Origin of the sequence: Nitratiruptor sp. YY08-26 (assembly GCF_016593215.1) — a bacterium.
Classification (GTDB): domain Bacteria; phylum Campylobacterota; class Campylobacteria; order Campylobacterales; family Nitratiruptoraceae; genus Nitratiruptor; species Nitratiruptor tergarcus.
In genome coordinates, this window is sequence record NZ_AP023063.1 from 661043 (window position 1) to 687601 (window position 26559).

Annotated in this window: 17 protein-coding genes, 2 tRNA genes and 3 rRNA genes; 17 read left to right on the top strand and 5 right to left on the bottom strand. The window is 39.8% G+C overall.

The window, feature by feature from the left end; genetic code table 11:
* Positions 1–25 precede the first annotated feature (25 nt).
* Genes flgK through JG738_RS03750 form a run of 4 tightly spaced genes read right to left on the bottom strand, consistent with a single transcriptional unit; the run spans position 26 to position 6089 of the window.
* Positions 26–1408, bottom strand: coding sequence for a flagellar hook-associated protein FlgK (gene flgK, locus JG738_RS03735; RefSeq protein WP_201338434.1), 1383 nt, complete (start codon positions 1406–1408; stop codon positions 26–28).
* Between the two features lie 2 nt (positions 1409–1410).
* On the bottom strand, positions 1411–1767 hold the full coding sequence (locus tag JG738_RS03740; protein WP_201338435.1) for a hypothetical protein: 357 nt from the start codon (positions 1765–1767) through the stop codon (positions 1411–1413).
* Positions 1768–1769: 2 nt separating this feature from the next.
* Positions 1770–3569: a glutamine--fructose-6-phosphate transaminase (isomerizing) gene (glmS, locus tag JG738_RS03745; protein WP_201338436.1), complete on the bottom strand. Its 1800-nt coding sequence runs from the start codon at positions 3567–3569 to the stop codon at positions 1770–1772.
* Positions 3570–3572: 3 nt separating this feature from the next.
* Positions 3573–6089 carry a nucleotidyltransferase domain-containing protein gene (locus JG738_RS03750; protein ID WP_201338437.1) on the bottom strand — a complete coding sequence of 839 codons (2517 nt, stop codon included), beginning with the start codon at positions 6087–6089 and terminating at the stop codon, positions 3573–3575.
* Positions 6090–6138: 49 nt separating this feature from the next.
* Here JG738_RS03750 and mqnE point away from each other — a divergent pair, with 49 nt between their 5' ends.
* From mqnE to argH, 13 genes are all read left to right on the top strand, one after another.
* Complete coding sequence (gene mqnE / locus JG738_RS03755; protein WP_201338438.1) at positions 6139–7200, top strand: aminofutalosine synthase MqnE; 1062 nt, start codon at positions 6139–6141, stop codon at positions 7198–7200.
* Positions 7200–7652: a phosphoribosyltransferase gene (locus JG738_RS03760; protein ID WP_201338439.1), complete on the top strand. Its 453-nt coding sequence runs from the start codon at positions 7200–7202 to the stop codon at positions 7650–7652. The genes mqnE and JG738_RS03760 overlap by 1 nt, the downstream gene beginning before the upstream one ends.
* The gene (locus tag JG738_RS03765; protein WP_201338440.1) at positions 7633–8202 is read left to right on the top strand and encodes an aminodeoxychorismate/anthranilate synthase component II; all 570 of its coding nucleotides are present in this window, start codon (positions 7633–7635) and stop codon (positions 8200–8202) included. Before JG738_RS03760 ends, JG738_RS03765 begins: the two co-directional genes overlap by 20 nt.
* Positions 8199–9344, top strand: a complete 1146-nt coding sequence (locus JG738_RS03770; protein WP_201338441.1) for a glycosyltransferase family 39 protein — start codon at positions 8199–8201, stop codon at positions 9342–9344. Before JG738_RS03765 ends, JG738_RS03770 begins: the two co-directional genes overlap by 4 nt.
* 133 nt (positions 9345–9477) lie before the next feature.
* Positions 9478–10809, top strand: coding sequence for an ATP citrate lyase citrate-binding domain-containing protein (locus JG738_RS03775; protein ID WP_201338442.1), 1332 nt, complete (start codon positions 9478–9480; stop codon positions 10807–10809).
* A gap of 11 nt (positions 10810–10820) precedes the next feature.
* Positions 10821–12665: a citrate/2-methylcitrate synthase gene (locus JG738_RS03780; protein ID WP_084275559.1), complete on the top strand. Its 1845-nt coding sequence runs from the start codon at positions 10821–10823 to the stop codon at positions 12663–12665.
* Entirely contained in the window at positions 12637–13392 is a 756-nt protein-coding gene (locus tag JG738_RS03785; protein WP_201338443.1) for a hypothetical protein, read from the top strand. Before JG738_RS03780 ends, JG738_RS03785 begins: the two co-directional genes overlap by 29 nt.
* Before the next feature lie 373 nt (positions 13393–13765).
* Positions 13766–15296: ribosomal RNA gene (locus JG738_RS03790) — 16S ribosomal RNA — on the top strand.
* 184 nt (positions 15297–15480) lie between these two features.
* Positions 15481–15557, top strand: a tRNA-Ile gene (locus JG738_RS03795).
* Positions 15558–15650: 93 nt separating this feature from the next.
* Positions 15651–15726, top strand: a tRNA-Ala gene (locus JG738_RS03800).
* A 251-nt stretch (positions 15727–15977) separates the two neighbouring features.
* Positions 15978–18885: ribosomal RNA gene (locus JG738_RS03805) — 23S ribosomal RNA — on the top strand.
* A 129-nt stretch (positions 18886–19014) separates the two neighbouring features.
* Positions 19015–19130, top strand: a 5S ribosomal RNA gene (gene rrf, locus JG738_RS03810).
* Together the 16S, 23S and 5S rRNA genes with 2 tRNA genes alongside form the textbook arrangement of a ribosomal RNA operon.
* Positions 19131–19270: 140 nt before the next feature.
* Positions 19271–20653, top strand: a complete 1383-nt coding sequence (argH, locus tag JG738_RS03815; RefSeq protein ID WP_201338444.1) for an argininosuccinate lyase — start codon at positions 19271–19273, stop codon at positions 20651–20653.
* A 6-nt stretch (positions 20654–20659) separates the two neighbouring features.
* On the opposite strand, the gene JG738_RS03820 is transcribed toward argH, so the two are convergent.
* Entirely contained in the window at positions 20660–21019 is a 360-nt protein-coding gene (locus tag JG738_RS03820) for a histidine triad nucleotide-binding protein (protein ID WP_084275562.1), read from the bottom strand.
* A 73-nt stretch (positions 21020–21092) separates the two neighbouring features.
* Here JG738_RS03820 and pheS point away from each other — a divergent pair, with 73 nt between their 5' ends.
* Genes pheS through JG738_RS03840 form a run of 4 tightly spaced genes read left to right on the top strand, consistent with a single transcriptional unit; the run spans position 21093 to position 26530 of the window.
* The gene (pheS, locus tag JG738_RS03825) at positions 21093–22085 is read left to right on the top strand and encodes a phenylalanine--tRNA ligase subunit alpha (protein ID WP_201338445.1); all 993 of its coding nucleotides are present in this window, start codon (positions 21093–21095) and stop codon (positions 22083–22085) included.
* Positions 22082–24409, top strand: coding sequence for a phenylalanine--tRNA ligase subunit beta (gene pheT, locus JG738_RS03830; RefSeq protein ID WP_201338446.1), 2328 nt, complete (start codon positions 22082–22084; stop codon positions 24407–24409). The genes pheS and pheT overlap by 4 nt, the downstream gene beginning before the upstream one ends.
* On the top strand, positions 24406–25707 hold the full coding sequence (gene aroA / locus JG738_RS03835; RefSeq protein WP_201338447.1) for a 3-phosphoshikimate 1-carboxyvinyltransferase: 1302 nt from the start codon (positions 24406–24408) through the stop codon (positions 25705–25707). The genes pheT and aroA overlap by 4 nt, the downstream gene beginning before the upstream one ends.
* Complete coding sequence (locus tag JG738_RS03840; RefSeq protein WP_201338448.1) at positions 25697–26530, top strand: 4-hydroxy-3-methylbut-2-enyl diphosphate reductase; 834 nt, start codon at positions 25697–25699, stop codon at positions 26528–26530. Before aroA ends, JG738_RS03840 begins: the two co-directional genes overlap by 11 nt.
* Positions 26531–26559 lie beyond the last annotated feature (29 nt).

A 26559-nucleotide genomic window follows, 5' to 3' on the forward strand; every position in this document is an offset into this window, starting at 1 on the left:
ATTATCGGATCATTATAATATAATTTTAGCGTACAATATCCATTAGTACATCTAATAATTTATCTGTTACGTTAAGCACTCTCGCAGCGGCCTCGTATGATCGTTGCAGTTGTGTAAGATTAACAAGCTCTTCATCGAGGTTTACACCACTGATATCTTGGATCTTCTTATCTATTGCATCAATCATATTTTTGCTATCTTGTGCAAGATATTTATGAAAGTTTCTCTTGTTTGCAATATCGCTTACGATATCTTTATAATAATCATGAAATGTCTTGTTATCAAGATCGGTAATCTTCTTATACTGGAGTGCATAAAGAGATTTCATATTTTCATTGTTTGATACACTCCCGTCACTTGAGGCAGCAATATCTTTTTGCTGAAGTGCTTCATTAAAAGAGATATTAGCAATATTGATTGTAGTATTGTTGTCGGGTAAAAAAAGAGCACTACCATCTATTCCGTCAAGTGTTTTTCCCGCTTTATGTTGTGCATTGTTCTCTTTTGCAAAGCTGATAACAAAATTGTTGAGTTTTTCTATAGCTTTATCAAGAGTTTTATCGACTTCGAGTTTTGCTGCTAGTTTTCCTTTTTTAAATTCATCAGTAAGCTCCACTCCATCAATCGAAAGAACACTTTTTTGGAGAGTGAGACTATTTTGCAGTGTTGTTTGAGTGCTTGAAAAAGAGACATTAAAACTTGTATCAAACACTACTAAAGCATGCCCTTTGGCGCTGAAAATGTCTGCTGTACCGTTGCTGTTGTAACGGACTTTGATATCTATATATTGACTCAAATCTTTAATAATTTTATCCCGTTGATTGAGCAGGGTGTTTCTCTTTTCTTGGCTAGGTATCAAAGCAGAAGATGATTCCCCTAAAGCTATGTTGATTTTTGTAAGAGAATTGGTAAGGTTATTGATCTGCTCTATATCTTTTTGCATTGCTATTTGCATGTTTTGTTTTTCATCTGCAAGCATTCTGTAAGATGAAGTAAATTTTGAAACAAGGACTTTAGCACTGTTGATAAAAGACTCTCTTGCTGCCATATTGGTTGGCTCAGCTACGATATCGTTTATAGCAGAAAAGTAATCATCAAGCTCTTGTGAAAAACCGGCTCCTTGAATATCATTGAAAATCTGTTCAATATTTGCCAAGGAAGAGTTTATCTCTTCATGAAAATTGTAATTTTGATTTTCATGGATATATCTATCAAAGTAGCGCTGATCAAATATTCTATGTGCTTCGGCAAGCGTTACGCCATAATTTGAAAGCTCTGTAAATACTGCACGCTCTCTTGCATAATCTTTGTTATTGACATTGTTGATATTTTTATTGACAAGATCAATACCTTTTTGGAAGCTGTTTAATGACTGGCCATTGATGTTGAGCAGGTTAAAAAGAGCCATATCTACACCTTTTTATTGAAAAAACCCTCTTTGGATGTAGATATATTACCATCTTTTGTATATTTTGTGGGAGCATTTGCAGCGTAAATTGCATCAAAAATGTCATTGATAAATTCTATGTTGTTGACTGCAAGACTTCTATTGCGCTCTGTCCACTCATCTATGAGACGCAATTCTTGCGTAAACTGTTCCACATCCTCTTTTTCCAATGCTAAAATATCATGCAAGAGCTTCTCTTTTTGCTCTACCACTTTCATTAATTTACTTGATACATCTTTATCTTTAACACTGTTTATGAGTAGTTCATTCTCTTCTTTGAGAAGTTCGATAAAATCTTTGAGTAGCTCTTGCACATTCATGATTATTCCACCGTTACTGATTTGGCCAAGTTTCTTGGCATATCTACGTCATTGCCGAGCCTAATGGCAATTTCCATAGCCAAAAGCTGCAATACTACAGCCATCTCATAGTATTCGAGCATATAGTGATCCCATGTCTGTATACGGACAAAATCATCCGCAAGTTCAAACTCTTGTGAGCTGATTGCACAAATTGTAGAATCTCTTGCACTAAGCTCTTCTACATTGCTTTTGATTTTGTCATAGAGGAGGTTCTTTGGCATAAGTGCAATAGTAAAGAGCTCAGGGTCCGCAAGGGCTATAGGCCCATGTTTCATCTCTCCAGCTGGGTAGCCTTCTGCGTGGAGATAACTAATCTCTTTGAGCTTCAATGCTCCCTCAAGTGCTAAAGGAAAGAATATATCGCGTCCAATGAAAAAAAATCCATGACCATGGAGGTAGCGTTTTGACAGACGCCGAATACGCTCATGGAGATTCTCATCAACTTTTAGCGCATGTGGTGTATGCAGCAGCGCTTCTATCTCTTTTGCACGTGAGTTTTCATCGAGTCTATTTGTATATTGAGAGAGATAGAGAGCTAGCATCCATAGTACAATCACTTGCGTTGTAAATGCTTTGGTACTTGCAACCCCTTTTTCTATACCTGCTCGAGTAAGAATAGTGCGATCTGCAAGTCGTACAATCGATGAGTTATCTACATTGCATATAGCTAAAGTTTTAAGGCCTGCACTTTTAGCCATCTTGAGAGCTTCAAGAGTATCAGCTGTCTCACCACTTTGGCTAATAACAATAAAGAGCGTATCTGTATGTAAAACAGGATCTTTATAGCGAAACTCACTAGCTATCTCGCAAGATACAGGAAAGCGAGCAAGTTTTTCTATAAGATAGGCGCCGCTGAGTCCTGCATGGTAGCTGGTACCGCATGCACATATTTTAATTGCATTGATGTTTTGTAAAAATTCACTCTCAATCTCTTCAAACTCTATATGTGAGTTAACCACTCTTCCCATCATCGTCTCAGTAATCACATCGCTTTGCTCATAGATCTCTTTTTCCATAAAAAAGCGATATCCGCCTTTTTGTGCAAGTTCTTTGTTGATTGTGAGTGGTTGAAAATCGGGCTCGATGTGCTCTTCATTTTTAAAGAGTGTAACTTTGCCATACGCAGCTACTCCCCACTCTCCATCTTCAAGATAGTGCACCTCTTTTGCGTGTGCTATAAGGGGAGCATCACTAGAAGCAAAATAGATCTCTTTTTCATTTTTGCCAACTATAAGAGGGGAACCTTCTTTTGCAAAGAAGATCTTATCTGGTGCAGCTTTTGTTATAAGTAAAATTGCATAAGCGCCTTTGAGTGCATCGATAGTTGCTTTAAAAGCTTTGAGAGGATCATTTAACTCTTTTAAATTTTTTTCAAAAAGGTGTACGATTACTTCTGTATCAGTTTGACTGACAAATTTTGCATCGATACTTTCTTTAAGCTCTTTATAGTTTTCTATGATTCCATTATGGACAACATAACTAAACTCTCCTAAATGGGGATGTGCATTGAGTTCTGTTGGTTTGCCATGAGTTGCCCATCTTGTATGAGCGATGCCGACACCAAAGCCCTCTACTTTCATATCAGCACATTTACGGCGGAGATTTTCGAGTTTTCCTACAGCTTTGCAAATTTTAAGCTCGCTCTTTTGCAGTATTGCTAATCCTGCACTATCATATCCTCTATATTCGAGCTCTCTTAAGCCATCAAGCAAAAACTCTTTGATATTATTTTGTCCAATGTAACCAACAATTCCGCACACCAGCTACTCTCCTAGCAATTTTTTCAAGATTTCCTCAGTTCTTGTACAAAAGTTTCCATTCTTTTCTATCAAAAAGAGATCCTTCGCTCTTTTTTTTATAGTGTGTATTTTTGCTGTGGCTATATCGATACCAAATTCATCAAAAACTTTTGCTATAAAAGCGAGCAAACCTTTTTGATTGGGTGCTTCTATACCCATCATTGCATAAGTTTTTGAGTGATTACAATCGATTTTTATACCACTTTTTTCGATTATCGGACGTTTGAGGTGAATTTTTTTGCTCATATCAAAAGAATCTTCGATTACTTGTGTAATAAAGTCGATATTCTCTTCATCTTTTTCCATAAATTCTATGCGAAAAAATTTTTTATTATCAAAGAGCTTAAAAACCTCCATAGAGACTATATCGAGGTAGGAGAGTTTTCCAAGAAGATATCCCAAATTTATAGGTGTGGTTCTAATGATCTCGATACGCAAAAAGTCATCATTTTTTATTTTGTATGTATATTCATTGGTTTCATAGGCTATTTTTGATATTTCGATGATCTCTTCGGTTTTATGCTTTATAAAAAAGAGATTCGATTCTATAGATAAAATACGTTTTTGCAGCATCCTTGGCAGAGCAAGAAATGCTGCATTTTTCTTCAGTGCATTCTCTTTTTTGAGCCTTTTACTCACTTCATCTAGTATTTCGCTTCTTTGCAAAGATTCAAGTGCAAGTGTATAAAGCTCTTTGAGAAGTTTTGCATTGTATGAAGTATAGACATTGTTTCCTACACCATTAACATCAGCATATGTGAGAAGATAGAGCATATCGAGCCTCTTTTTGTTTTTGAGAGGTGCTACGAAAGAGAGAAGCACTTTTTCATTATGAAAATCTTTATTGTATGCGTTATCTGTCATATCTGTGTGGTGTTTGATAAGAATTGCGCCCGTTTCAATTAGGTCTGAAGAAAATCCCAACTTTTGTGCATAAGTCTTAAAAAGTTTAGCACCAACCTCGTGGTGCCTTTGTCGTCTGCCCTTACCACTATCATGGAGGAGTAAAACAAGTTTGAGAAGAGCTTTTTCTTCATCATTTAAATTATTCCAGAGATTTTGTAAGTGCGGATCATCCATCTCCTCCAATGCTTTGATACACATGAGCGAATGAATATCAACGGGGTATTTGTGGTATCCATCAAATTGCGGCATAAACATTACTTTTTTAAGAGGAGGTACTACATTTGCGAGGAGATTGCTTTTATGTAAAAGGCATAAGACGGGGTAGAGACTGTTTTTATAGTAGAGTTTTTTGATGGTTTTAGCAGTCGTTTTTGCTAATTGCTTGGGAGATTTTACTTTTTTTGCAAAGTGCACAAGGCTTGGATCATATTTTTTAAATTCATTCTGTACAAGAAAATCAAGAAACGATTTAAGTGCATTTTCTTGTATAAAATAGGATGCAAATCCCGTCTCTTCACATATGAAGAGTTTCTCTTTTACTCTACCACTATGGAGATTTGGAATATTTTGTGCATTAAACAGATATTTTCTTATCATCTTTTTTGTATAGATTTGAGAAAAAGTATCAATTGTATGCATAGCTTGGAGGGTTTTTGTGACGAGATTTTGCTGCTTTTTCTGTGGTGTTGTACCTTTGACATCAAGCTTTGTTGCTACATCAGGTATATATTGTAGTAAAAGTCTATCCTCTTTTTTCTTAGCTACAAGATGAAGAGCTGCACGGATACGAAAGAGCCATTCAAGTGCGACACGATACTCTTTATACTCTTCTTCATTGAAAAGTGTGCCAATGAGATTTTTTAAAGAAGTTATGCCATATATTACGTTTGCAATCCAGTAAACCAGATTTGCATCGCGCAGGCTTCCAACTCCCTCTTTTATATGTGGCTCCATCGCAAAAGGGTATTTGTGTCTGCGTTTTTTTGCCTCTTCTATTTTTGCCAAAATATACTCTTTTTGATTATATTGGCGCACCTTTGCAAGCTCATTTTCATATTTAAACCATAAATATTTGCTTCCTATCAAAAAACGCGATTCTAAGAGAGCAGTTTTGATAGTATTATCACTTTTTGCTATCTTTTGGATCTCTTTTAACTCATGAACCCTATGGCCGAGTTTGAGTTTCGTATCCCAGATAATATAGAGAATCTTTTCTATGAGAGCTTTGATATGGTACCCTTCAGTCTCTTCATATAAAATCAAAAGATCTATATCTGAATAGGGAGCGAGCTGTTCTCTTCCATAACTTCCAAGAGCAATAACTGTTATGGGAATGGCATTTGAAAGGGGAGTGTAGATTCCAAACATCTTTCGTACTGCCACTTTGTATATAGCAGTAATAATAGAGTCAATATACCTTGTATGTTTGACAAGAAAATCTTTTCCTTGAGTTTTATCGAATAGTTGATCTAATTTTTTGAAATATTCATTTATTGAGTTGCGAAGTGCTTTGGAGATAGTGAGATCGTCTGCATTTTCATTGAGAAGATCCTCAATAACATATTTTATATCCAAGTCTGCCCTTTTTTTGTATAATATTATACAAAACTTAGAAGAGGGGTAGATGGATATTCTCCAAAAACTAGAAAACGGTGAGCGGCTCGGTATTGATGAAGGTGTACAGCTCTATGATTTAGATCTTTTTACATTAGCAAAATATGCTGATAAAAAGCGAAAAGATTTGTACGGTAAGAAAAGTTTTTTTAATATCAATCGTCATATAAATCCAACAAATATCTGTAAAGACATCTGTAAGTTCTGCGCTTTTAGTGCCAACCGCAAAAATCCAAATCCTTATACTATGAGCCATGATGAAGTTTTGGCAATAGTCGAAGATGCAAGTAAGCGAGGTATCAAAGAGGTGCATATCGTCTCAGCGCATAATGACAAAGCTGGACTTGATTGGTATTTGGGGATGTTTCGCAAAATTAAAGAGCAATTTCCTCATATTCATATAAAAGCCCTCACTGCAGCTGAGGTGAATTTTTTGGCAAAAGAGTATGGTCTTGAGTTTGAAGAGATGATCGATTTGATGATTGAAAATGGTGTAGATAGTATGCCAGGAGGTGGCGCGGAAATATTTGATGAAGAGGTAAGAGAATATATCTGCAAAGGAAAAGTTACAAGCCAAGAGTGGTTGTACATTCATAGACTTTGGCACAAAAGAGGGCGTAAAAGTAATGCCACAATGCTTTTTGGCCATGTAGAAAAGAGGGAGCATCGTATAGATCATATGCTGCGACTGCGCAATCTTCAAGATGAGACGGGGGGCTTTAACTGTTTTATTCCTCTTATTTATCAAAAAGAGAACAACTACCTCAAAGTCCAAAATTTTGTAACAGGCCAGGAGTATCTCAAAACTATAGCAATTGCAAGGATCTTGCTTGATAACATTCCTCATATCAAAGCCTATTGGGCTACCTCTACGCTCAATCTTGCACTTGTTGCGCAGGAGTTTGGTGCAGATGATTTAGATGGTACAATTGAGCGCGAAGCTATTCAAAGTGCTGCAGGTGCCAAAAGCCGGAATGGTGTGCCACTAGAAGAATTTGTAGCACTTATTAAAGATAGCGGTTTTATTCCTGTCGAACGTGACAGCCTCTACAAAGAAATAAAAGTTTGGTAATGCGTTATTACAGCTACGAAGAATTTATAAGAGATCTCAAAACTCTTACAAAAAAAATAGATTTTAAGTTTGATGCAATAGTTGCAATAAGTAGAGGTGGTTTAACGATTGCCCATTTTTTGGGAGAGTATTACAATATTCGTAGTGTTTATGCAATTAGTGCAATTGGCTATGAGGATCAAAAGAAATTACCATGTGTTACTATAGGCAATATTCCAGACCTTAGTTGCCATGAACGCATTTTAATTGTAGATGAGATCGTTGATTCTGGTGAGACATTGGAGCGTGTGATTGCACAGGTAAAGGAGAAATTTCCTCATCTTACTTGCAAGTCTGCAGTGCTGTTTTATAAATCGAGTGCAAAGTTTCAGCCAGATTTTTTTGTACAATATGCCGATGAATGGATAGATTTTTTTTGGACAAGGGATTTACATGATACTTATGATAGATAATTACGATAGCTTTACATATAACATTGTGCAGTACTGCTTAGAGCTTGGAGCAAATCTCAAAGTTATTCGCAATGACGAAATGAGTGTAGAAGAGATAGAAAAACTCAATCCTGAAAAAATTATTATTTCACCAGGCCCTGCTACGCCAAATGAGGCTGGAATAAGTCTTGATGTTGTCAAAAAGTTTGCTGAGAGAAAACCTATTCTTGGGATTTGCCTTGGACATCAAACTATTGCGCAAGCTTTTGGGGGAGAGATTATTCAAGCAAAAAATATGATGCATGGAAAAACTTCGCAAATTGTAGTCAGTGACAATACAAAAATTTTTAACAAACTCCCTAAAGAGTTTCGTGCTACACGTTACCATTCTCTTGTTGTCAATCAAAACAACCTTCCATCTATTATCAAGCCAACTGCTTATAGCAAAGATGATAAAGAGATTATGGCATTGGAAGTGGCAGGAAGACCGATATATGGTGTACAATTTCATCCGGAATCAATTATGAGTGAATACGGATACGAAATACTGGATAATTTCTTGCATATATGATCTTTTATTATATTCTTTTTTACTCTTTTATTCTTCTTTATGGAACATTAAAACTTGGCATAGGTCCAGATGAGGCAAAAATTGTGTTTGCCTCATCTGGATGGCTTCATACTCTTGCAAACACTCTGTATAAAATATACCCGCATGAGCTCTTTGTGCGGTTACCAGTATTACTTATCTCTATAGCAAATGTCTATCTCATATATCTTTTGGCAAAACGTTATGTAAAAAAAGAGCAAGATGCACTGCTGGCAGCAGTTATCTACTCTCTTCTTCCAGCAGTTTTAGCAACCGGTGTAATTCTCAACAAAGCCCCTTTTTTAATCTTTTTAACAGCACTTTTACTGCTTCTTTCCCCCTTTCGTATTGGTGGGATGATTCTTGCTCTCGTTCTACTCTTTTTGGATAAGGCGTTTGCAATTTTGTTTTTAGCTATTGCTTTCTATGCACTCTATAAAAAAAGATGGAGATATGCATTTTTTTATTTTATTCTCTTTTGTGCATCTTGGCTTCTTTTTGGTTTTTCTGTAGGAGGGAAGCCCAAAAGCTATTTTCTCGATACTTTTGGAGTTTTTAGTGCAATATTTTCCCCCCTTCTTTTTCTCTATTTTTTTTATGTCATCTATAGAGTTATGATAAAAGAGTATAAAGATGTTTTATGGTTTGTGAGTGCAGTAGCATTTTTGTTTGCACTATTTCTCTCTTTCAGACAAAAAATAAACCTTTTAGATTTTGCTCCTTTTGCAGTGTTTGGAGTGATTTTGATGGTACGCACTTTTTTGCATAGTGTGCGTTCACGTCTTCCAAAATATCGCAAAAAGTTTTATTTTGCTTTTGTTATTGTTATCTCTTTTATGATTCTCAATGATGCTGCTCTTTTTTTCAATGAACTTCTTTTTGGTCATCTCAAACGCCATTTTGCAAAGCAGTATTATATAGGGAAACTCCTTGCAAAAGAGCTACATCAAAGAGGTATCTCCTGTATTACTACTTCTGATACTTCACTGTCACTGCAACTGCAGTTTTATGGTATTGGCCTTTGTAGTAATTTTAAACTTTCAAAAACTTCAGGGGAAAAAATTAATATACGCTATAACAATAGGATCCTGGCGAATTATTATGTTTCTAAAAGTAACGAATAAATAGAGATAAAATATAATTTGTAACAAAAATAAACATAAAAAGAGTGAATAAACTCTTTTGAAAAAAAATAAATGAGTATATTTTAAATTAAATGTTACAATAGCACAAATCAATAATTTTTAAGGAGAACAGATGGCTCAAAGAGCGATACGTGAATACGACGGCAAGAAGCTTTTTGCACAAAATTGGGACAAATATTTTGCTCCTCTTAAATATCCTTTCGAGTCGGTACTTGTTACAAGTGGAGAGGAACTTAAAAAGAAAGCCGAGGAGCAAGGATATGAGTGGCTCAAAAACAAACCTCTTGTTGCAAAACCAGATATGCTTTTTGGAAAAAGAGGAAAAAACAATCTTGTACTTTTTAAGGTAAATAAGCCAGGTGACGTAACACTTGAAGATGCCGCAAAATGGATCGATGAAAAAAGAAATCAAGAAACTACACTTCTTAGCGGACAAAAAGGTGTTTTGACCCATTTTATTGTTGAGCCATTTACACCGCACACAGAAGATGAAGAGTACTATATTGCAGCTACTACTCTTGATGAAAACTATGATGTGCTCTATATGAGTGCTCACGGTGGTATGGAAGTAGAAGAGAATTGGGATAAAGTGGTTGAAGTGAAAATTCCAATTAATGCAAGTGATGAAGAGATTGAAAAAATTATTAAAGAGAACATTCCAGCTGATATTCCAGAAGATAAAAAAGAGACCTATGCAAATTTTGCTGTAAATTTCTATAAATTTTTTAGAGATCTCAATTTCGCATACCTTGAAATCAACCCTGTAGTTATTGTTGGCGATAATGTCTATCTTCTTGATCTTGTTGCACGACTTGATGATACTGCAGGATTCTTGATGCGAGATAAGTGGGGCGATATTGAGTTCCCAACACCTTTTGGAATGCCAGAAAAGAGTCCAGAAGAAAAAGCGATTGCAGAAGCAGACGCAAAAAGTGGTGCTTCTTTGAAACTGACTGTACTTAATCCAGAAGGAAGAATTTGGACGCTTGTGGCAGGTGGTGGTGCTTCAGTTGTCTATGCGGATACCATTGCTGACTTGGCCGGTGGTGTAGAAGATCTTGCAAACTATGGAGAATACTCTGGCGGGCCAACTACAGATGAGACACGATTTTATACTGAGACTGTGCTTGATTTAATGACCCGAAAAAAAGACCCGCAAGGAAGAGACAAAATCTTAATTATTGGTGGTGCGATAGCGAACTTTACAGATGTTGCAAAAACATTTACAGGAATCATTCAAGCTTTTGAAAAATATGCAGATAAGATGAAAGATGTAGGTGTAAGAATCTATGTAAGACGTGGCGGTCCAAATTATGAAAAAGGTTTGAAAGATATTAAAGAGGCAGCTGAGAGATTGGGACTTCCAATCAAAGTTTTTGGACCAGAAACGCATATTACAGATATCGTTCGTATGGCAATCGAAGAAGACAAAGCAAAAGCATAAGGAGAGAATGAATGGGACTTTTTACAAGAGATACACAAGCAATTTTTTGGAATAACAACAGAAGCGCTATTCAGCGTATGCTCGATTACGATTATGTAATTAAAAGAGAAAAGCCATCTGTTGCTGCTATTGTTGCACCAACGAGCTCAAATAAATTTGATAAATTTTTCTTTGGAACTGATGAAGTAATGATTCCAATCTATAGAAGCACTGAAGAGGCAGCTGCAGCACATCCAAATGCTGATGTTTTACTAAACTTTGCTTCTTTTAGAACAGCTTACGATGTGACAATGGATGCACTTCGATTCCCTCAGTTTAAAACAATTATGATTACAGCAGAAGGTATTCCTGAGCGACTTGCACGAATTATGAATAAAACTGCAAGAGATAAAGGTGTCTTAATTATTGGTCCGGCAACTGTTGGTGCAATCACTCCGGGAGCATTTAAAGTTGCAAATATCGGTGGTACAATTGAAAACATTGTAAAAAGCAAGCTTCATAGACCGGGAAGCTGTGGTCTTGTGACTCGAAGTGGTGGTCTATTTAACGAGCTTTGTAACATTATCGCTCTTAATGCAGATGGTGTTGCAGATGGTGTTGCAATTGGTGGGGATAGATTTGTTGGATCTGTCTTTATCGATCATCTTCTTCGCATGGAGAAAGATCCAAATGTAAAATATATGCTTTTGCTTGGTGAAGTTGGGGGACGGGAAGAGTATAAAGTAATCGAAGCAGTTAAAAGCGGTAAGATCACTAAGCCTGTAATTGGATGGTGTATTGGAACAATTGCGCAGCACTTTAGCAGCGGTGTTCAGTTTGGTCACGCAGGAGCTAGTGCAAATGCAGATGAAGAGACTGCAGTTGCAAAAAACCAAGCTATGAGAGAAGCTGGTATCCATGTACCTGATAGTTTTAACGATCTTCCACATGTGATCAAAGGTGTTTATGAAGAGCTTAAAGGTAAAGGTATTATTAAAGATATAGAAGAGCCTGAAGTTCCACCAATTCCTGAAGATTACGCTAAGGCTTTGGCACAAGGAAAAATCAGAAAACCGAAAAACTTTGTTTGTACTATCAGTGATGATAGAGGAGAAGAGGCAACATATGCTGGTTATCCAATTAGTAGCGTAGCAACTCCAGATACTGGTAAAACAATTGGTGATGTTGTTAGTCTTCTATGGTTTAAAAAGGTATATCCACGATGGGCAGTTGATTTTATCGAAACAGTTATCAAAACAGTTGCAGACCATGGACCAGCGGTAAGTGGTGCGCATAATGCAAAAGTTACAGCACGTGCTGGAAAATCTGTCGTAGAGAGTCTTGTAACAGGTCTTCTTACCATTGGGCCAAGATTTGGTGGAGCGATAGACGGAGCAGCTAAATATTTTAAATATGCACACGATAATAACATGAGTCCAGCAGAATTTTTGAACTATATGAAAAAACAAGGTATTCCAATTCCTGGTATTGGACACAGAATTAAGTCTGTAAGAAATCCAGATAAGAGGGTTGAAGGACTTAAAAAATTTGCAGCTGAAAACTTTCCAGCAACGCCACTGCTTGAGTACGCTTTGGAAGTAGAGAAACTTACTACTAGTAAAAAAGACAATTTGATTCTCAATGTTGATGGAACTATTGGGATTTTGATGGTAGATATGTGGCGAGCTTTGGGATACACTGAAGAGGAGATTGATGAATTTATCGAAAGTGGTACGCTCAATTCTTTCTTTATTCTTGGTAGAACGATCGGTTTCATTGGTCACATCCTTGATGAAAAACGCCTTGGTATGCCAATGTACCGCCATCCATTTGATGATATTTTGTACGATGTACAAAAGGCTGAAGAAATTAAATAAATCTATAAAAGATCGGCAACTTTTTGCCGATCCTCTCCTTTTTTCTCCTTCATTTACTCTTATTGAAGTAATTTTTGTCATTATAGTGATTGGGATTTTAGCAGCTATGGTGCTTCCAAGATTTCAAAAAAATGATGTAGTAGATGCTGCGCATCAAATTCTCTCACATATTCGCTATACCCAACATTTAGCAATAATCGATGATAAATTTAATCCTACCAAAAGTGATTGGTACAAAGAGCTATGGCAGATACGATTTTTTAAAAAGAAAAAAGCAAGTAGTGATGGAAGTACAGCTAAATGGGGATACGCAGTATTTTCAGATAAAAACAGTGGAAGCGGTTATGATGGTAATCCCAATGCAACAACTGGCGAGGTTGCAAAAGATCCATTAACCGGAAAGCTTATTAGTGGTGGATTCACAATAAACTATACTGATAAAAGAACGTTGAAACAAGCAGCAATTGAAGAGACATACAAAATCGTTGATGTACGTTTTTCTCCAAGTTGTTCTTATAGAGGTAGTAAACGAATAGTTTTTGATAATCAAGGACGTCCGCTTATAGGAGATCCACAGAGCTATATATCTGCATATACCCAATCAAAAATATTACAGCAGCAATGCGAAATTACTTTTTGTTTTTATGATAACAGTTGCAAAGCAAATTTTAAAATTGCGATTGAACCAGAGACCGGTTTTTCATATATCTCTTCAATGTCTTTTTAAAAATTGTTACAACCACTTGACAAAACCACTAGATTAAAATATAATTGCGGCTCCAAACGCGAGCGAGGTCTTTGGGGAGACCAGAGCGAGAGGGGAAAGTTGAGTGGCTCTTGACAAAGAGCTGAAAGTTTGGCATAATTTCAGTCCTCAAAAAAGAGGGGGGGGTTGAGAGAAATCTTAAGAGAGATTTCGAAGAGCTCTTGACAAAAATCAAGAGATTGAGTAAAATAACGCCCCTTGAAAAAGAGTTCGAATCACTTATCTTGAGTGAAGATGAGTGAGAGAGTTCTTGTGAATTTAAGATCTTTGACAACTAGACAGAGACGAGTCCTTTGAGTTTTAAAAGAGGATTTTAAAACTTCATAAATAGATATTTATGGAGAGTTTGATCCTGGCTCAGAGTGAACGCTGGCGGCGTGCTTAACACATGCAAGTCGAGCGAGAACGGCTCTATCCTTCGGGATAGAGTGTCAGCTAAGCGGCGCACGGGTGAGTAACACGTAGCTAACCTGCCCCATAGTGGGGGATAACAGCCCGAAAGGGCTGCTAATACCCTATACTCCTTCCATGCGAAAGTATGGTTGTGGAAAGCGTTAGCGCTATGGGATGGGGCTGCGGCCTATCAGCTAGTTGGTAGGGTAAAGGCCTACCAAGGCAATGACGGGTAGCTGGTCTGAGAGGATGGTCAGCCACACTGGAACTGAGACACGGTCCAGACTCCTACGGGAGGCAGCAGTGGGGAATATTGCACAATGGGGGAAACCCTGATGCAGCAACGCCGCGTGGAGGATGACGCCCTTCGGGGTGTAAACTCCTTTTGACAGGGAAGAAGATGACGGTACCTGTCGAATAAGCACCGGCTAACTCCGTGCCAGCAGCCGCGGTAATACGGAGGGTGCAAGCGTTACTCGGAATCACTGGGCGTAAAGGGCGCGTAGGCGGTCTGCTAAGTTGGATGTGAAAGCCCACAGCTTAACTGTGGAACTGCGTCCAAAACTGGTAGACTAGAGTCCGGAAGAGGCAGGTGGAATTGGTGGTGTAGGGGTAAAATCCGTAGAGATCACCAGGAATACCCATTGCGAAGGCGACCTGCTGGGACGGTACTGACGCTGAGGCGCGAAAGCGTGGGGAGCAAACAGGATTAGATACCCTGGTAGTCCACGCCCTAAACGATGGATGCTAGTCGTTGGGGTGCTAGTCACCTCAGTGATGCAGCTAACGCAATAAGCATCCCGCCTGGGGAGTACGGCCGCAAGGCTAAAACTCAAAGGAATAGACGGGGACCCGCACAAGCGGTGGAGCATGTGGTTTAATTCGAAGATACGCGAAGAACCTTACCTGGGCTTGACATCCCGAGAACCCTCTAGAGATAGAGGGGTGCCCCCTTTTGGGGGAGCTCGGTGACAGGTGCTGCACGGCTGTCGTCAGCTCGTGTCGTGAGATGTTGGGTTAAGTCCCGCAACGAGCGCAACCCTCGTCCTTAGTTGCCAGCACTTCGGGTGGGCACTCTAAGGAGACTGCCCGGGTAACCGGGAGGAAGGTGAGGATGACGTCAAGTCATCATGGCCCTTATGCCCAGGGCGACACACGTGCTACAATGGCGCGTACAGAGAGAGGCAATACCGCGAGGTGGAGCAAATCTCTAAAGCGCGTCCCAGTTCGGATTGCAGTCTGCAACTCGACTGCATGAAGTCGGAATCGCTAGTAATCGCGGATCAGCCATGCCGCGGTGAATACGTTCCCGGGTCTTGTACTCACCGCCCGTCACACCATGGGAGTTGAGCTCACCCGAAGCCGGGGGACCGACCCGTAAGGGGGGACCCCTGTCGACGGTGGGCTCAGCGACTGGGGTGAAGTCGTAACAAGGTAACCGTAGGAGAACCTGCGGTTGGATCACCTCCTTTCTAGAGTGATGATCCAAAGATTCGTTTCTTTGGATGGAAGAGTCAATAAGTACTCACACTTATTGGCTCAGGGGGCTCGTTCTCTGTCTAGTTGTGAGAGATCAAAGATGTTCTTTGAAAAAAAGGAAAAGTGGAGTCAGTAAGAGCTAAGAGGAGCCCTTATCAGGGGCGGAGCTTTAATAATGGGCCTGTAGCTCAGGTGGTTAGAGCGCACCCCTGATAAGGGTGAGGTCAGAGGTTCAAGTCCTCTCAGGCCCACCATGTTGAGAGAGTCTTGCATAAACTCTTTCACTCACGTACTACAAGGTACGCTACGTAAAAGAGTATGCACAATTCACTACTCAACAATGATATGGGGTCTTAGCTCAGCTGGGAGAGCGCCTGCCTTGCACGCAGGAGGTCACCGGTTCGATCCCGGTAGACTCCACCAAGATGGAAATTGGACATGAGACATTTGACATTGGAAATGAGAGTAAAGAAAAAGTATCTTATCTCCAATGTCCAATTACCAATGTCCAATGTCAAAGTCTAAATAAAATCTTCGGTGGAAGATTTTATTTAGACTTTAGGTCTATGTTATTTGACAACTCATTGTTCGTAGTAAAAGAGGTAAAAACAATAGGCAAGCTGTTTTACTTGACTAAGGTAGTTGAGTAAGGCGGCGGTGCGTCTTAGAAGTAGGTGTAAGCTACAAAGGGCGTACGGTGGATGCCTAGGGTGATGGAGGCGATGAAGGACGTGCTAGGCTGCGAAAAGCCTCGGGGAGCTGCCAAGAAGCGTTGATCCGGGGATTTCCGAATGGGGCAACCCGGCCAGTAGTAATACTGGTCACCTGACTATGTCAGGGGCGAACCCGGGGAAGTGAAACATCTCAGTACCCGGAGGAAAAGAAATCAACCGAGATTCTCCTAGTAGCGGCGAGCGAACGGGGAGTAGCCCGTCTCTGTGTAGCCTACATTATAGTCGAATTACCTGGAAAGGTAAGCCATAGAAGGTGATAGCCCTGTAGACGAAATAGTGTAGGTGGGACTAGGCAGAGACCTTGCGAGTAGGTCGGGACACGTGTTATCCTGACTGAAGATGGGGGGACCACCCTCCAAGGCTAAATACTACCATCACACCGATAGTGCACAAGTACCGTGAGGGAAAGGTGAAAAGAACCCCAGTGAGGGGAGTGAAATAGAACCTGAAACCGTATGCCTACAATCATTCGGAGCCCTATGAGCTTCGGCTCAGGGTGACGGACTGCCTTTTGCATAATGAGCCTGCGAGTTGTGGTCAGTGGCGAGGTTAAGCACACGCGAAGCCGTAGCGAAAGCGAGTCTGAATAGGGCGATTGAGTCACTGGTTGCAGACCCGAAGCCGGGTGATCTATCCATGGCCAGGCTGAAGTGGGGGTAAGACCCCATGGAGGGCCGAACCAGTGGAGGTTGAAAACTCCTTGGATGAGCTGTGGATAGGGGTGAAAGGCCAAACAAACTCGGTGATAGCTGGTTCTCTGCGAAATATATTTAGGTATAGCCTCAGGAAGTAGCTACAGGGGGTAGAGCACTGATAGGGCTAGGGCTGCTCACCGCGGTACCAAACCCTGTCAAACTCCGAATACCTGTAGTGGAATCCTGGGAGTCAGGCGTAGGGTGATAAAATCCTATGTCGAGAGGGGAACAACCCAGACTGCCGACTAAGGTCCCGAAGTTGTGACTAAGTGGAAAACGATGTGGGGCTGCTTAGACAACCAGGAGGTTGGCTTAGAAGCAGCCATCCTTTAAAGAAAGCGTAACAGCTCACTGGTCTAGCGGCCCTGCGCGGAAAATATAACGGGGCTAAGTCACACACCGAAGTCGCAGGTGCATACTGGTGTATGCGCGGTAGCAGAGCGTTCCAGTCAGCGTTGAAGCTGTACCGGTAAGGAGCAGTGGAGCGGCTGGAAGTGAGCATGCAGGCATGAGTAGCGATAAAAGTGGTGAGAATCCACTTCGCCGAAAACCCAAGGTTTCCTACGCGATGCTCGTCAACGTAGGGTTAGTCGGGTCCTAAGCCGAGTCCGAGAGGGGTAGGCGATGGGAAATCGGTTAATATTCCGATACCTACTTACTACAAGGCGATGGAGGGACGCTTAGGGCTAGCCGGGGTCCGTGATGGAATACGGGCTCGAAGGGTGTAGGCTGCTAGGTAGGCAAATCCGCCTAGCGTGAGGCCGAGACCTGACAGGCCCCCAAAGCCCTTCGGGGCGGCGGGGGAACCGGTAATGCCGTCGAGCCGAGAAAAGCTTCTAAGCCGTTTAAGTAGTAAGTAGCCCGTACCGTAAACCGACACAGGTGGGTGAGATGAGTATTCTAAGGCGCGCGGAAGAACCCTGGTCAAGGAACTCTGCAAACTGGCACCGTATCTTCGGTATAAGGTGTGCCCGTAGTAGGTGAAGGCCCATGCGGCTGGAGCCGAGGCGGGTCGCAGCGAAGCGCTCCATCCGACTGTTTATCAAAAACACAGCACTATGCTAACTCGTAAGAGGATGTATATGGTGTGACGCCTGCCCGGTGCCGGAAGGTTAAGGGGATCGCTTAGCCCTTTTGGGCGAAGGCGTGAACCGAAGCCCCGGTAAACGGCGGCCGTAACTATAACGGTCCTAAGGTAGCGAAATTCCTTGTCGGTTAAATACCGACCTGCATGAATGGCGTAACGAGATGGGGGCTGTCTCGACCAGGGATCCGGTGAAATTGTAGTGGAGGTGAAAATTCCTCCTACCCGCGGAAAGACGGAAAGACCCCGTGGACCTTTACTACAGCTTGGTACTGCCATCGGGATGAGGATGTGCAGGATAGGTGGGAGGCTGAGAAGCCAGGGCGCCAGCTCTGGTGGAGCCGTCCTTGAGATACCACCCTTCCTCATTCTGGTGGCTAACTCGCCACAGTTATCCTGTGGGAGGACAATGCCTGGCGGGTAGTTTGACTGGGGCGGTCGCCTCCTAAAGAGTAACGGAGGCTTACAAAGGTTGGCTCAAAGCGGTTGGAAATCGCTTGGAGAGTATAAAGGCATAAGCCAGCCTGACTGTGAGAGAGACAACTCGAGCAGAGACGAAAGTCGGTCTTAGTGATCCGGTGGTTCTGAGTGGAAGGGCCATCGCTCAAAGGATAAAAGGTACCCCGGGGATAACAGGCTGATCTCCCCCAAGAGCTCACATCGACGGGGAGGTTTGGCACCTCGATGTCGGCTCATCGCATCCTGGGGCTGGAGCAGGTCCCAAGGGTATGGCTGTTCGCCATTTAAAGCGGTACGCGAGCTGGGTTCAGAACGTCGTGAGACAGTTCGGTCCCTATCTTCCGTGGGCGTAGGAAGGCTGAGGAGAGCTGACCCTAGTACGAGAGGACCGGGTTGGACGTGCCACTGGTGTACCAGTTGTCCTGCCAAGGGCACCGCTGGGTAGCTATGCACGGAACGGATAACCGCTGAAGGCATCTAAGCGGGAAGCCGACTCCAAGATGAGCCTTCCCTGAAGGACGGTGGAAGACTACCACCTTGATAGGCTGGGTGTGTAAGCGCAGCAATGCGTTTAGCTGACCAGTACTAATAGTCCGTTTGGCTTACACATTTAATTATGCACCGCCGCCTTACTGAGCTACCACTCTTTTGCTACGAACAATGAGTGATCTTTCAAACAAAACTTGTCAAAAGACAAGAGAAGAGAGTCTTTTAACTCTAAAAGCCTCTCTTCTCTTGTCCTGGTGCCTATAGAGCGGAGGAAACGCCCAGTCCCATTTCGAACCTGGAAGCTAAGCTCCGCATCGCTGATGATACTGCAGCCTTCGGCTGTGGAAAAGTAGGTCGGCGCCAGGCCAAGATTTTTTCCTTCGATTACTTCTTCAATTAATATCTCACATAATTACAAAATCTAAGAAATTAACTCTTTATAGTGCATTTCTACAGTCTACTTTACAAAATTTGTATGTTACAATTGCAAGAAAAAAAGGTGTATAATGGCAAAGCTTTGGTCAGGCCGCTTTGAAAAGAGTGCAAGTAAACTTCTTGATGAATTTAATGCAAGTCTTCCATTTGATAAAGAGCTTTATGAACAAGATATTCAAGGATCTATCGCTCATGCTAAGATGTTAGCTAAACAGGGTGTTTTGAGTGAAGAAGAGAAAGAGGCAATCATTAATGGCTTGCAAAAGATTAAAGAAGAGATAGAATCAGGTAAGTTTGTATGGGATATAGCTGATGAAGATATTCATATGGCAATTGAGAAGAGACTCACACAACTTATTGGTGATGCTGGAAAAAAGCTTCACACTGCACGTAGCCGCAATGATCAAGTTGCTCTTGATTTTAGACTTTATGTACAAAAACAAAATCAAGAATTTATAGAACTCCTTAAAGACCTTATCACTACATTTGTAAATATTGCAAAGAAAACTGATGATGTTGTGTTACCTGGTATGACCCATTTACAACATGCACAACCAATAAGTTTTGCATATCACATGTTAGCATACGCATCGATGTTTAAACGAGATATAGAGCGCTTTAAAAGCTCTTATGAGCGCAATAATTACTCTCCATTAGGATGTGCGGCACTTGCAGGAACACCTCATGATATAGATAGAGAGTATACTGCAAAAGAGTTAGGTTTTAAAGCACCTACAGTCAACTGTCTTGATACTGTTAGTGATAGAGATTTTGCACTTGAAATACTCTTTAATATTGCTACAATGATGATGCATATATCAAGACTTGCTGAAGAACTAATTTTATGGAGTAGCTATGAATTTAAATTTATTATTATTAGTGATGAATATGCTACTGGAAGTTCAATCATGCCACAAAAGAAAAACCCGGATGTTCCTGAGCTCTTACGGGGAAAAACAGGAAGAAGTTATGGAAATCTTGTAAATCTTTTGACAGTGATGAAAGGTTTGCCACTAGCATATAATAAAGATATGCAAGAAGATAAAGAGGGGGTTTTTGATAGCGTAAAACATGCAAAAATCTCTGTGGTTATTCTCAATGAAGTTTTAAAAACTATGAAGATCAACAAAGAAAATATGCTCAAAGCGGCAAAAACTGGCCATCTTACAGCAACGGATTTAGCCGATTACTTAGTTGAAAAAGTTGGTATCCCTTTTCGTGAAGCACATTTTATAACGGGCAAGGCGGTAGCACTAGCTGAACATAAAGGCAAAGATATCTCTGAACTTACCTACGAAGAGCTTAATAGTATTGATGAGAGAATTGGAAAAGATGTTTTAGAGTACCTTAATCTTATCAATTCTATGAATGCACGTAACTCCTATGGAGCAACTTCAAAAGAGCAAGTGGGAAAACAGATAGCGTACTTTGAAGAGTTTTTACGTAAAGCCTAGAGGGCTTTACATGTATTTTTTGGCCTCTTCTTCAATAGCAAGATATGGCCAACTCAGTTTTGCACCTCCAAGCATGTGAAAATGCAAATGCATCACTTCCTGTCCCCCATCTTCGCCATTATTGACTATAAGCCTGTAACCTGTTTTATCAAGTTCTAACTTTTTGGCTACCTCCTGAATAAAAGGTGTCATTTTTGCCATAAGTTCAGGTGGAGTACTTTGGAAATTTTCTACATGATGTTTTGGTATGATGAGAATATGGATAGGTGCTTTAGGATTAATATCGTGAAAAGCCAAAAACTCCTCATTTTCCATCACTTTATTCGCTGGAATTTCACCAGCAACTATTTTACAAAAGATACACATAAATTTGCCTCCCTTATCTTTTTATAATCATTATTGTATTATTATACTTCAAAAAAATTTAAAGAGGTGCTATTTGCAAGATTGGCAAACAATCATAGCGCAATGTCAGTCGCTAGATGAATTAGAAAAAATCAGGATAGAGCTTTTTGGTAAAAAGGGCTATTTTGCTAAAGAGTTTGAAAAACTTAAACATATGCCAAATGAAGAAAAACCACAAGTAGCAAAGGATCTGAATAAAGCAAAAAACTCTCTTTATTCACTTTTGCAAGCAAAGAAAGATGATCTATTGCAAAAAGCGATACAGCAAAAACTTCAGGAAGATTATGTAGATGTATCGCTCTATTCTCCTCGTAGCCTCAAAGGTGCAATGCATCCAGTAAATTATACAATGGATAAGATTATAGACTATTTTATTGCCCTCAATTATGCAATAGAAACAGGTCCATTGGTGGAAGATGATTTTCACAATTTTGAAGCACTTAATCTTCCAAAATATCATCCAGCAAGAGATATGCAAGATACATTCTATTTTAAAGATGGAAAATTGCTACGTACGCACACTTCTCCTGTGCAGATACGGACAATGCAAAATCAAAAACCACCTATTCGTATGATTAGTCCTGGAGCAGTTTTTCGCAGAGATTTTGATCTTACACATACTCCGATGTTTCATCAGGTAGAGGGATTAGTAGTCGATGAAAAGGGAGCAGTGAGCTTTGCTAATTTAAAATTTCTATTGCAAGATTTTTTGCATTATATGTTTGGTGATGTTGATGTACGCTTTCGCCCAAGTTTTTTTCCTTTTACTGAACCTAGTGCAGAAGTGGATATTAGTTGTATATTTTGTCAAGGTGAGGGGTGCCGAGTTTGTTCTCAAACTGGATGGTTAGAAGTACTAGGATGTGGGATGGTAGATCCGCATGTCTTTGAGGCTGTAGGATATGAAGATGTCAGTGGCTATGCATTTGGTTTAGGTGTAGAGAGATTTGCTATGCTTATTCATAGAATTGGTGATTTGCGTAGCCTTTTTGAAGGAGATTTGCGTCTATTGGAGCAGTTTAGATGATAGTAACAAAAAGATGGTTAAATGAATGGATAGATATTGAAGATATCTCTGTTGAAGAACTTGTAAAAACTCTTAATCGTATTGGACTAGAGGTAGCAGAAGTCAAAAATATTAATATACCTGCCAATGTAGTGGTAGGAAAGGTCTTGTCATGTCAAAAACATCCCAATGCAGATAAGCTCAATCTGTGCCAAGTCGATGTAGGAGATGAAGAGCTTCAAATTGTTTGTGGCGCAAAAAATGTAGTTGATGCTGAATATGTAGCTGTTGCTAAAGTGGGAGCTATACTACCAGGAGATTTTGCAATAAAGCCAGCAAAACTTCGTGGGGTAGAGAGTTTTGGAATGATCTGCTCGTCAAGTGAACTAGGGCTTCCAAAGATGGAAGATGGTATTATGGTGCTTGATGAGAGTATAGGTGAACTTAAACTCGGTAAAGAGTTGCAAAGCTACCCATTTTTTCAAGATACTATTATCGATATAGAACTCACTGCTAATCGAGGTGATTGTCTCAGTGTTTTAGGTATTGCAAGAGAGTTGGCTGCAGCATTGAAAAGAAGCGTAAAAGAGCCCTCTTTGGAAGAGGTACAAAATCTCCAAATGGGGATTGGAAGATTACTCAATTTTGAGCCAGCAAAAGAGATTCAATCAAATCTATTATATAAAGCTTTTGAAAAAGAGAGTTTTCATAACCCTTTTATAGTTCGTTTTCGTGTGGCTCTGTGCGGTGAATCTTTTACAAATGCGGCTGAAGAGTTTGGATATTTTGTAACTCATGCTACGGGAGTGATTACGAGACTATATGGATATAGTATTTTTAAGGATGAAGAGCCTAAAATTGTAGTCAAAGAGGATGAAAAAGGGTATGAGTGTGTTTATGGTATACAAAAGGCGAGTATTATAGGAGTATACCAGTTTGACAAATCAAAACCTACAGAAGATGAGAAAACAATTGTTTTAGAAATGAGCTATATCGATCCAGAAACTATTGCAAAAAAAATGTATGAAACCCCAATTAAAAATGATTGGAGCTATTATCGCAGTAGTAGAGGAAGTGATCCGCAACTAGAAATTGGTGCTACATATGCGAAAATGGTTTTACAAAAGTACTATAAAGATTTGAGATTTTATACCGGATCCCATGAGATTCATAAAGAATTAGAAAGGCCTGGTATCAAAATAGAGTTTCCAGCTCTCACAGCTTTGATAGGCGATGAGATAGAAAGAACAGAAATTGTAGAGATACTCAAAGCTTTGGGATTTACAATAGTAAATTTTAGTGAAGATCTCATGGTTGTAAAAGCTCCTGTTTACAGACATGATATTTTTAATCTCCAAGATGTTGCTGAAGAGATTGTAAGAATTTACGGAATTGATAATATTCATGCTAAGCCTTTAAAAGTAGAAGAAAAAAACAGAATTAATGCTGCTTATCAACGCTATCAGGAAGGTAAACAGTTACGTACACTGCTTGTTGGTGCGGGATATTTTGAAACTATAAGTTATCTCTTTACTGATAGTAAACTTTTGGAAAAACTTGGTCTGCCACGAGTCAAAGAGGAGCTTGATATTATTAATCCTATTACGAGCGAACTCAATACACTGCGCACATCACTTGTTCCAAACCTCTTAATGCAAGTGGCAAATAACTTTAAAAATGGAAGTAAGAGAGTGAAGCTTTTTGAGATAGGTTCAATATTTGATAAAGAACGCAACGAAAAGCCTGCTTTAGCTCTTATTTTTAGTGGTGCTAAAGAGCCAGATACTCTTCAAAATAGTGGCAAACCTTTAAGTGTGGATTTTGGTACATTTGCCGATGATCTTGGACATATTTTTGGCGATGTAGAGCTACATCAATGTGAGGCAACTACAAGTCTTATACATCCATATCAGTGTGCAGCTATTATAAAAAATGATCAAGAGATTGGGATTGCATATAAGCTGCATCTATCCATTCAAGAAGAGATGGAGCTGCCACCTACATATATTGCAGAAATCGATATGCAAAAACTCTCTCTTACATATCCAAAAGCAAAAGAGTTTTCTATCTACCAGATGGCTTTTCGTGATATGAGTATATTGATTGATAAGAATTTAACATTTGCACAGATTAAAGAAGTGTTGCAAGAGTCTTTACCACATGAGATCAAAAGATTCTATCCTATCGCTACATATCAGGATGAGAAGTTGGGAGACAAACTCTCTTTAACACTCCGGTTTGTGGTGCAATCAAATGAAAAAACTTTAAGCGAAGAGGAAATTGCTGCTATTATGGAAAATATATTGCAAACTCTTCAAAAGAGTTTTAATGTGGAATTGCGATGAGCAGATTGAAAATAGCGCCAAAGAAAGATAGTTTCAATATTGAAATAGCAGAAATTGCACCAGATAAGTCTATCTCCCATAGAGCAGCGATGTTTTCGCTTTTGAGTAATAAGCCTTCAAAAATTAGAAATTTTTTGAAGGCTGAAGATACCCTCAATACGCTGCAAATTGTCAAAAAGCTTGGAGCAAAGGTTGAAGAGGGTGATATTATTAAGATAGAGCCTCCAAAAAATATTGTAGAGCCTGATGATGTATTAGATTGTGGAAATAGCGGTACAGGCATGCGGCTTTACTGCGGATTTTTGGCAGGTATTGAGGGTTTTTTTGTCCTCAGCGGAGATAAGTATCTCCGTAATCGTCCAATGGCTAGGGTTGCAAAACCTTTGCGCTCAATTGGTGCGAAAATTGATGGGAGAGAAGAGGGGAATAAAGCTCCTTTAGCAATCCGAGGTAATGCTCATTTAGAATCATTTTTTTATGAGAGTCCCATAGCTTCTGCGCAAGTCAAAAGCGCTTTGATTTTAGCAGGATTGCGAGCTAAGGAAGCAAGCAGCTATTCTGAGCCAGAACTCAGCCGCGACCATACAGAAAGAATGCTGCGGGGTATGGGAGCAAATATAAAAAGTGAATATCGACATGGAAAATATTTTGTAGAGATTGAACCTTTAAAGGCTCCACTAGAACCTCTTGACATAACCATTCCATCTGATCCATCTAGTGCCTTTTTCTTTGCTGTTGCTGCTGCAATTATGCCAGGTAGCTGTGTACTACTTAAAAATATTACTCTCAATCCTACACGCATTGAAGCATTCAAAGTTTTACAAAAAATGGGTGCAAAAGTAGAGTATATGCAAAAAGAGAATATCTACGAGCCTATTGGGGACATTAGAGTATGTGGAGAAAAACTTCAAGGGGTAGAAGTAAGTGAGCATATCTCATGGCTTATTGATGAATTGCCAGCTCTTGCAATTGCGATGGCTGTAGCTGAGGGAGTAAGCAGAGTTAAAAATGCTAAAGAGCTGCGGGTAAAAGAGAGTGATCGTATAAAAAGTGTTGTAGAGAATTTGCGCAAATGTGGTATAAGCGTGGAAGAGTATGAAGATGGATATGAGATAAGAGGTGGCAAGTTACAAAAAGCTGTTATTGACAGCTATGGAGATCATCGTATTGCTATGAGTTTTGCTATTGCTGGATTATTAGTGGGAATGGAGATAGAGGATATAGAGTGTATTGCTACATCTTTTCCAAATTTTGTGGAACTGTTACAAAAAATTACCGAGGTAGAACGTGGAGATTAAATTAGCACAAAATTACGGTTTTTGTTTTGGTGTCAAAAGAGCTATTAAAATTGCTGAAGAGAGTCCCGATAGCGTAACATTTGGACCTTTGATTCATAATAAAAATGAGATAGAAAGACTCAAAAAAAATTTCAATGTAGGGCTTGTAGAAGATATAGATGAAGTAGAAGAAAATAGCAAAGTCATTGTCCGCACACACGGCATCCCCAAAGATAAACTTCAGATATTAAAAGAGAAAAATGTTGAAGTGGTCAATGCTACATGCCCTTTTGTAACAAAACCGCAAGAGATAGTAGAAAAGATGAGTGAAGAGGGGTATAGCATTGTTATTTTTGGAGATCGCAATCATCCAGAGATTAAAGGTGTTATGAGTTATGCAAAAGATCCTGTTGTTGTTTTAGATGTTGAAGAGCTTGAACCTCAATTATCAAAACTCAAAGAGAAAGTAGCAACAGTTGCGCAGACTACGAGAAAATTTGAAGAGTATGCAAAAATAGTAAATTTCTTGATGCAACACAAAAAAGAGGTGAGAGTTTTTAATACTATTTGCAATGCGACATTTGAAAACCAAAGCGCTGCAAGAGAGTTGAGTAAAGAGGCTGATGTGATGATAGTTATAGGAGGGAAAAACTCTTCTAATACCAAGCAGCTTTTTAGAATTTGTAAAGAGAATTGTCTAGATAGTTATCTCATTGAAAATAAAGAGGAGATTCAACCATCATGGTTTGAGGGGAAAAAACTTTGTGGTATAACTGCTGGTGCATCTACTCCAAACTGGATTATTGAAGAAGTTATAGAAAAGATAAAGAAAATTAAAGTATAATTAGCAAAATTTTATCAAGGGAAAAGCAA

Bases quoted from the DNA above. Each gene is read 5' to 3' on its own strand.
- flgK (WP_201338434.1), bottom strand. From the start codon at position 1,408: ATGGCTCTTTTTAACCTGCTCAACATCAATGGCCAGTCATTAAACAGC.
- JG738_RS03740 (WP_201338435.1), bottom strand. From the start codon at position 1,767: ATGAATGTGCAAGAGCTACTCAAAGATTTTATCGAACTTCTCAAAGAA.
- mqnE (WP_201338438.1), top strand. From the start codon at position 6,139: ATGGATATTCTCCAAAAACTAGAAAACGGTGAGCGGCTCGGTATTGAT.
- JG738_RS03760 (WP_201338439.1), top strand. From the start codon at position 7,200: ATGCGTTATTACAGCTACGAAGAATTTATAAGAGATCTCAAAACTCTT.
- JG738_RS03765 (WP_201338440.1), top strand. From the start codon at position 7,633: ATGATACTTATGATAGATAATTACGATAGCTTTACATATAACATTGTG.
- JG738_RS03770 (WP_201338441.1), top strand. From the start codon at position 8,199: ATGATCTTTTATTATATTCTTTTTTACTCTTTTATTCTTCTTTATGGA.
- JG738_RS03775 (WP_201338442.1), top strand. From the start codon at position 9,478: ATGGCTCAAAGAGCGATACGTGAATACGACGGCAAGAAGCTTTTTGCA.
- JG738_RS03780 (WP_084275559.1), top strand. From the start codon at position 10,821: ATGGGACTTTTTACAAGAGATACACAAGCAATTTTTTGGAATAACAAC.
- JG738_RS03785 (WP_201338443.1), top strand. From the start codon at position 12,637: ATGTACAAAAGGCTGAAGAAATTAAATAAATCTATAAAAGATCGGCAA.
- argH (WP_201338444.1), top strand. From the start codon at position 19,271: ATGGCAAAGCTTTGGTCAGGCCGCTTTGAAAAGAGTGCAAGTAAACTT.
- JG738_RS03820 (WP_084275562.1), bottom strand. From the start codon at position 21,019: ATGTGTATCTTTTGTAAAATAGTTGCTGGTGAAATTCCAGCGAATAAA.
- pheT (WP_201338446.1), top strand. From the start codon at position 22,082: ATGATAGTAACAAAAAGATGGTTAAATGAATGGATAGATATTGAAGAT.
- aroA (WP_201338447.1), top strand. From the start codon at position 24,406: ATGAGCAGATTGAAAATAGCGCCAAAGAAAGATAGTTTCAATATTGAA.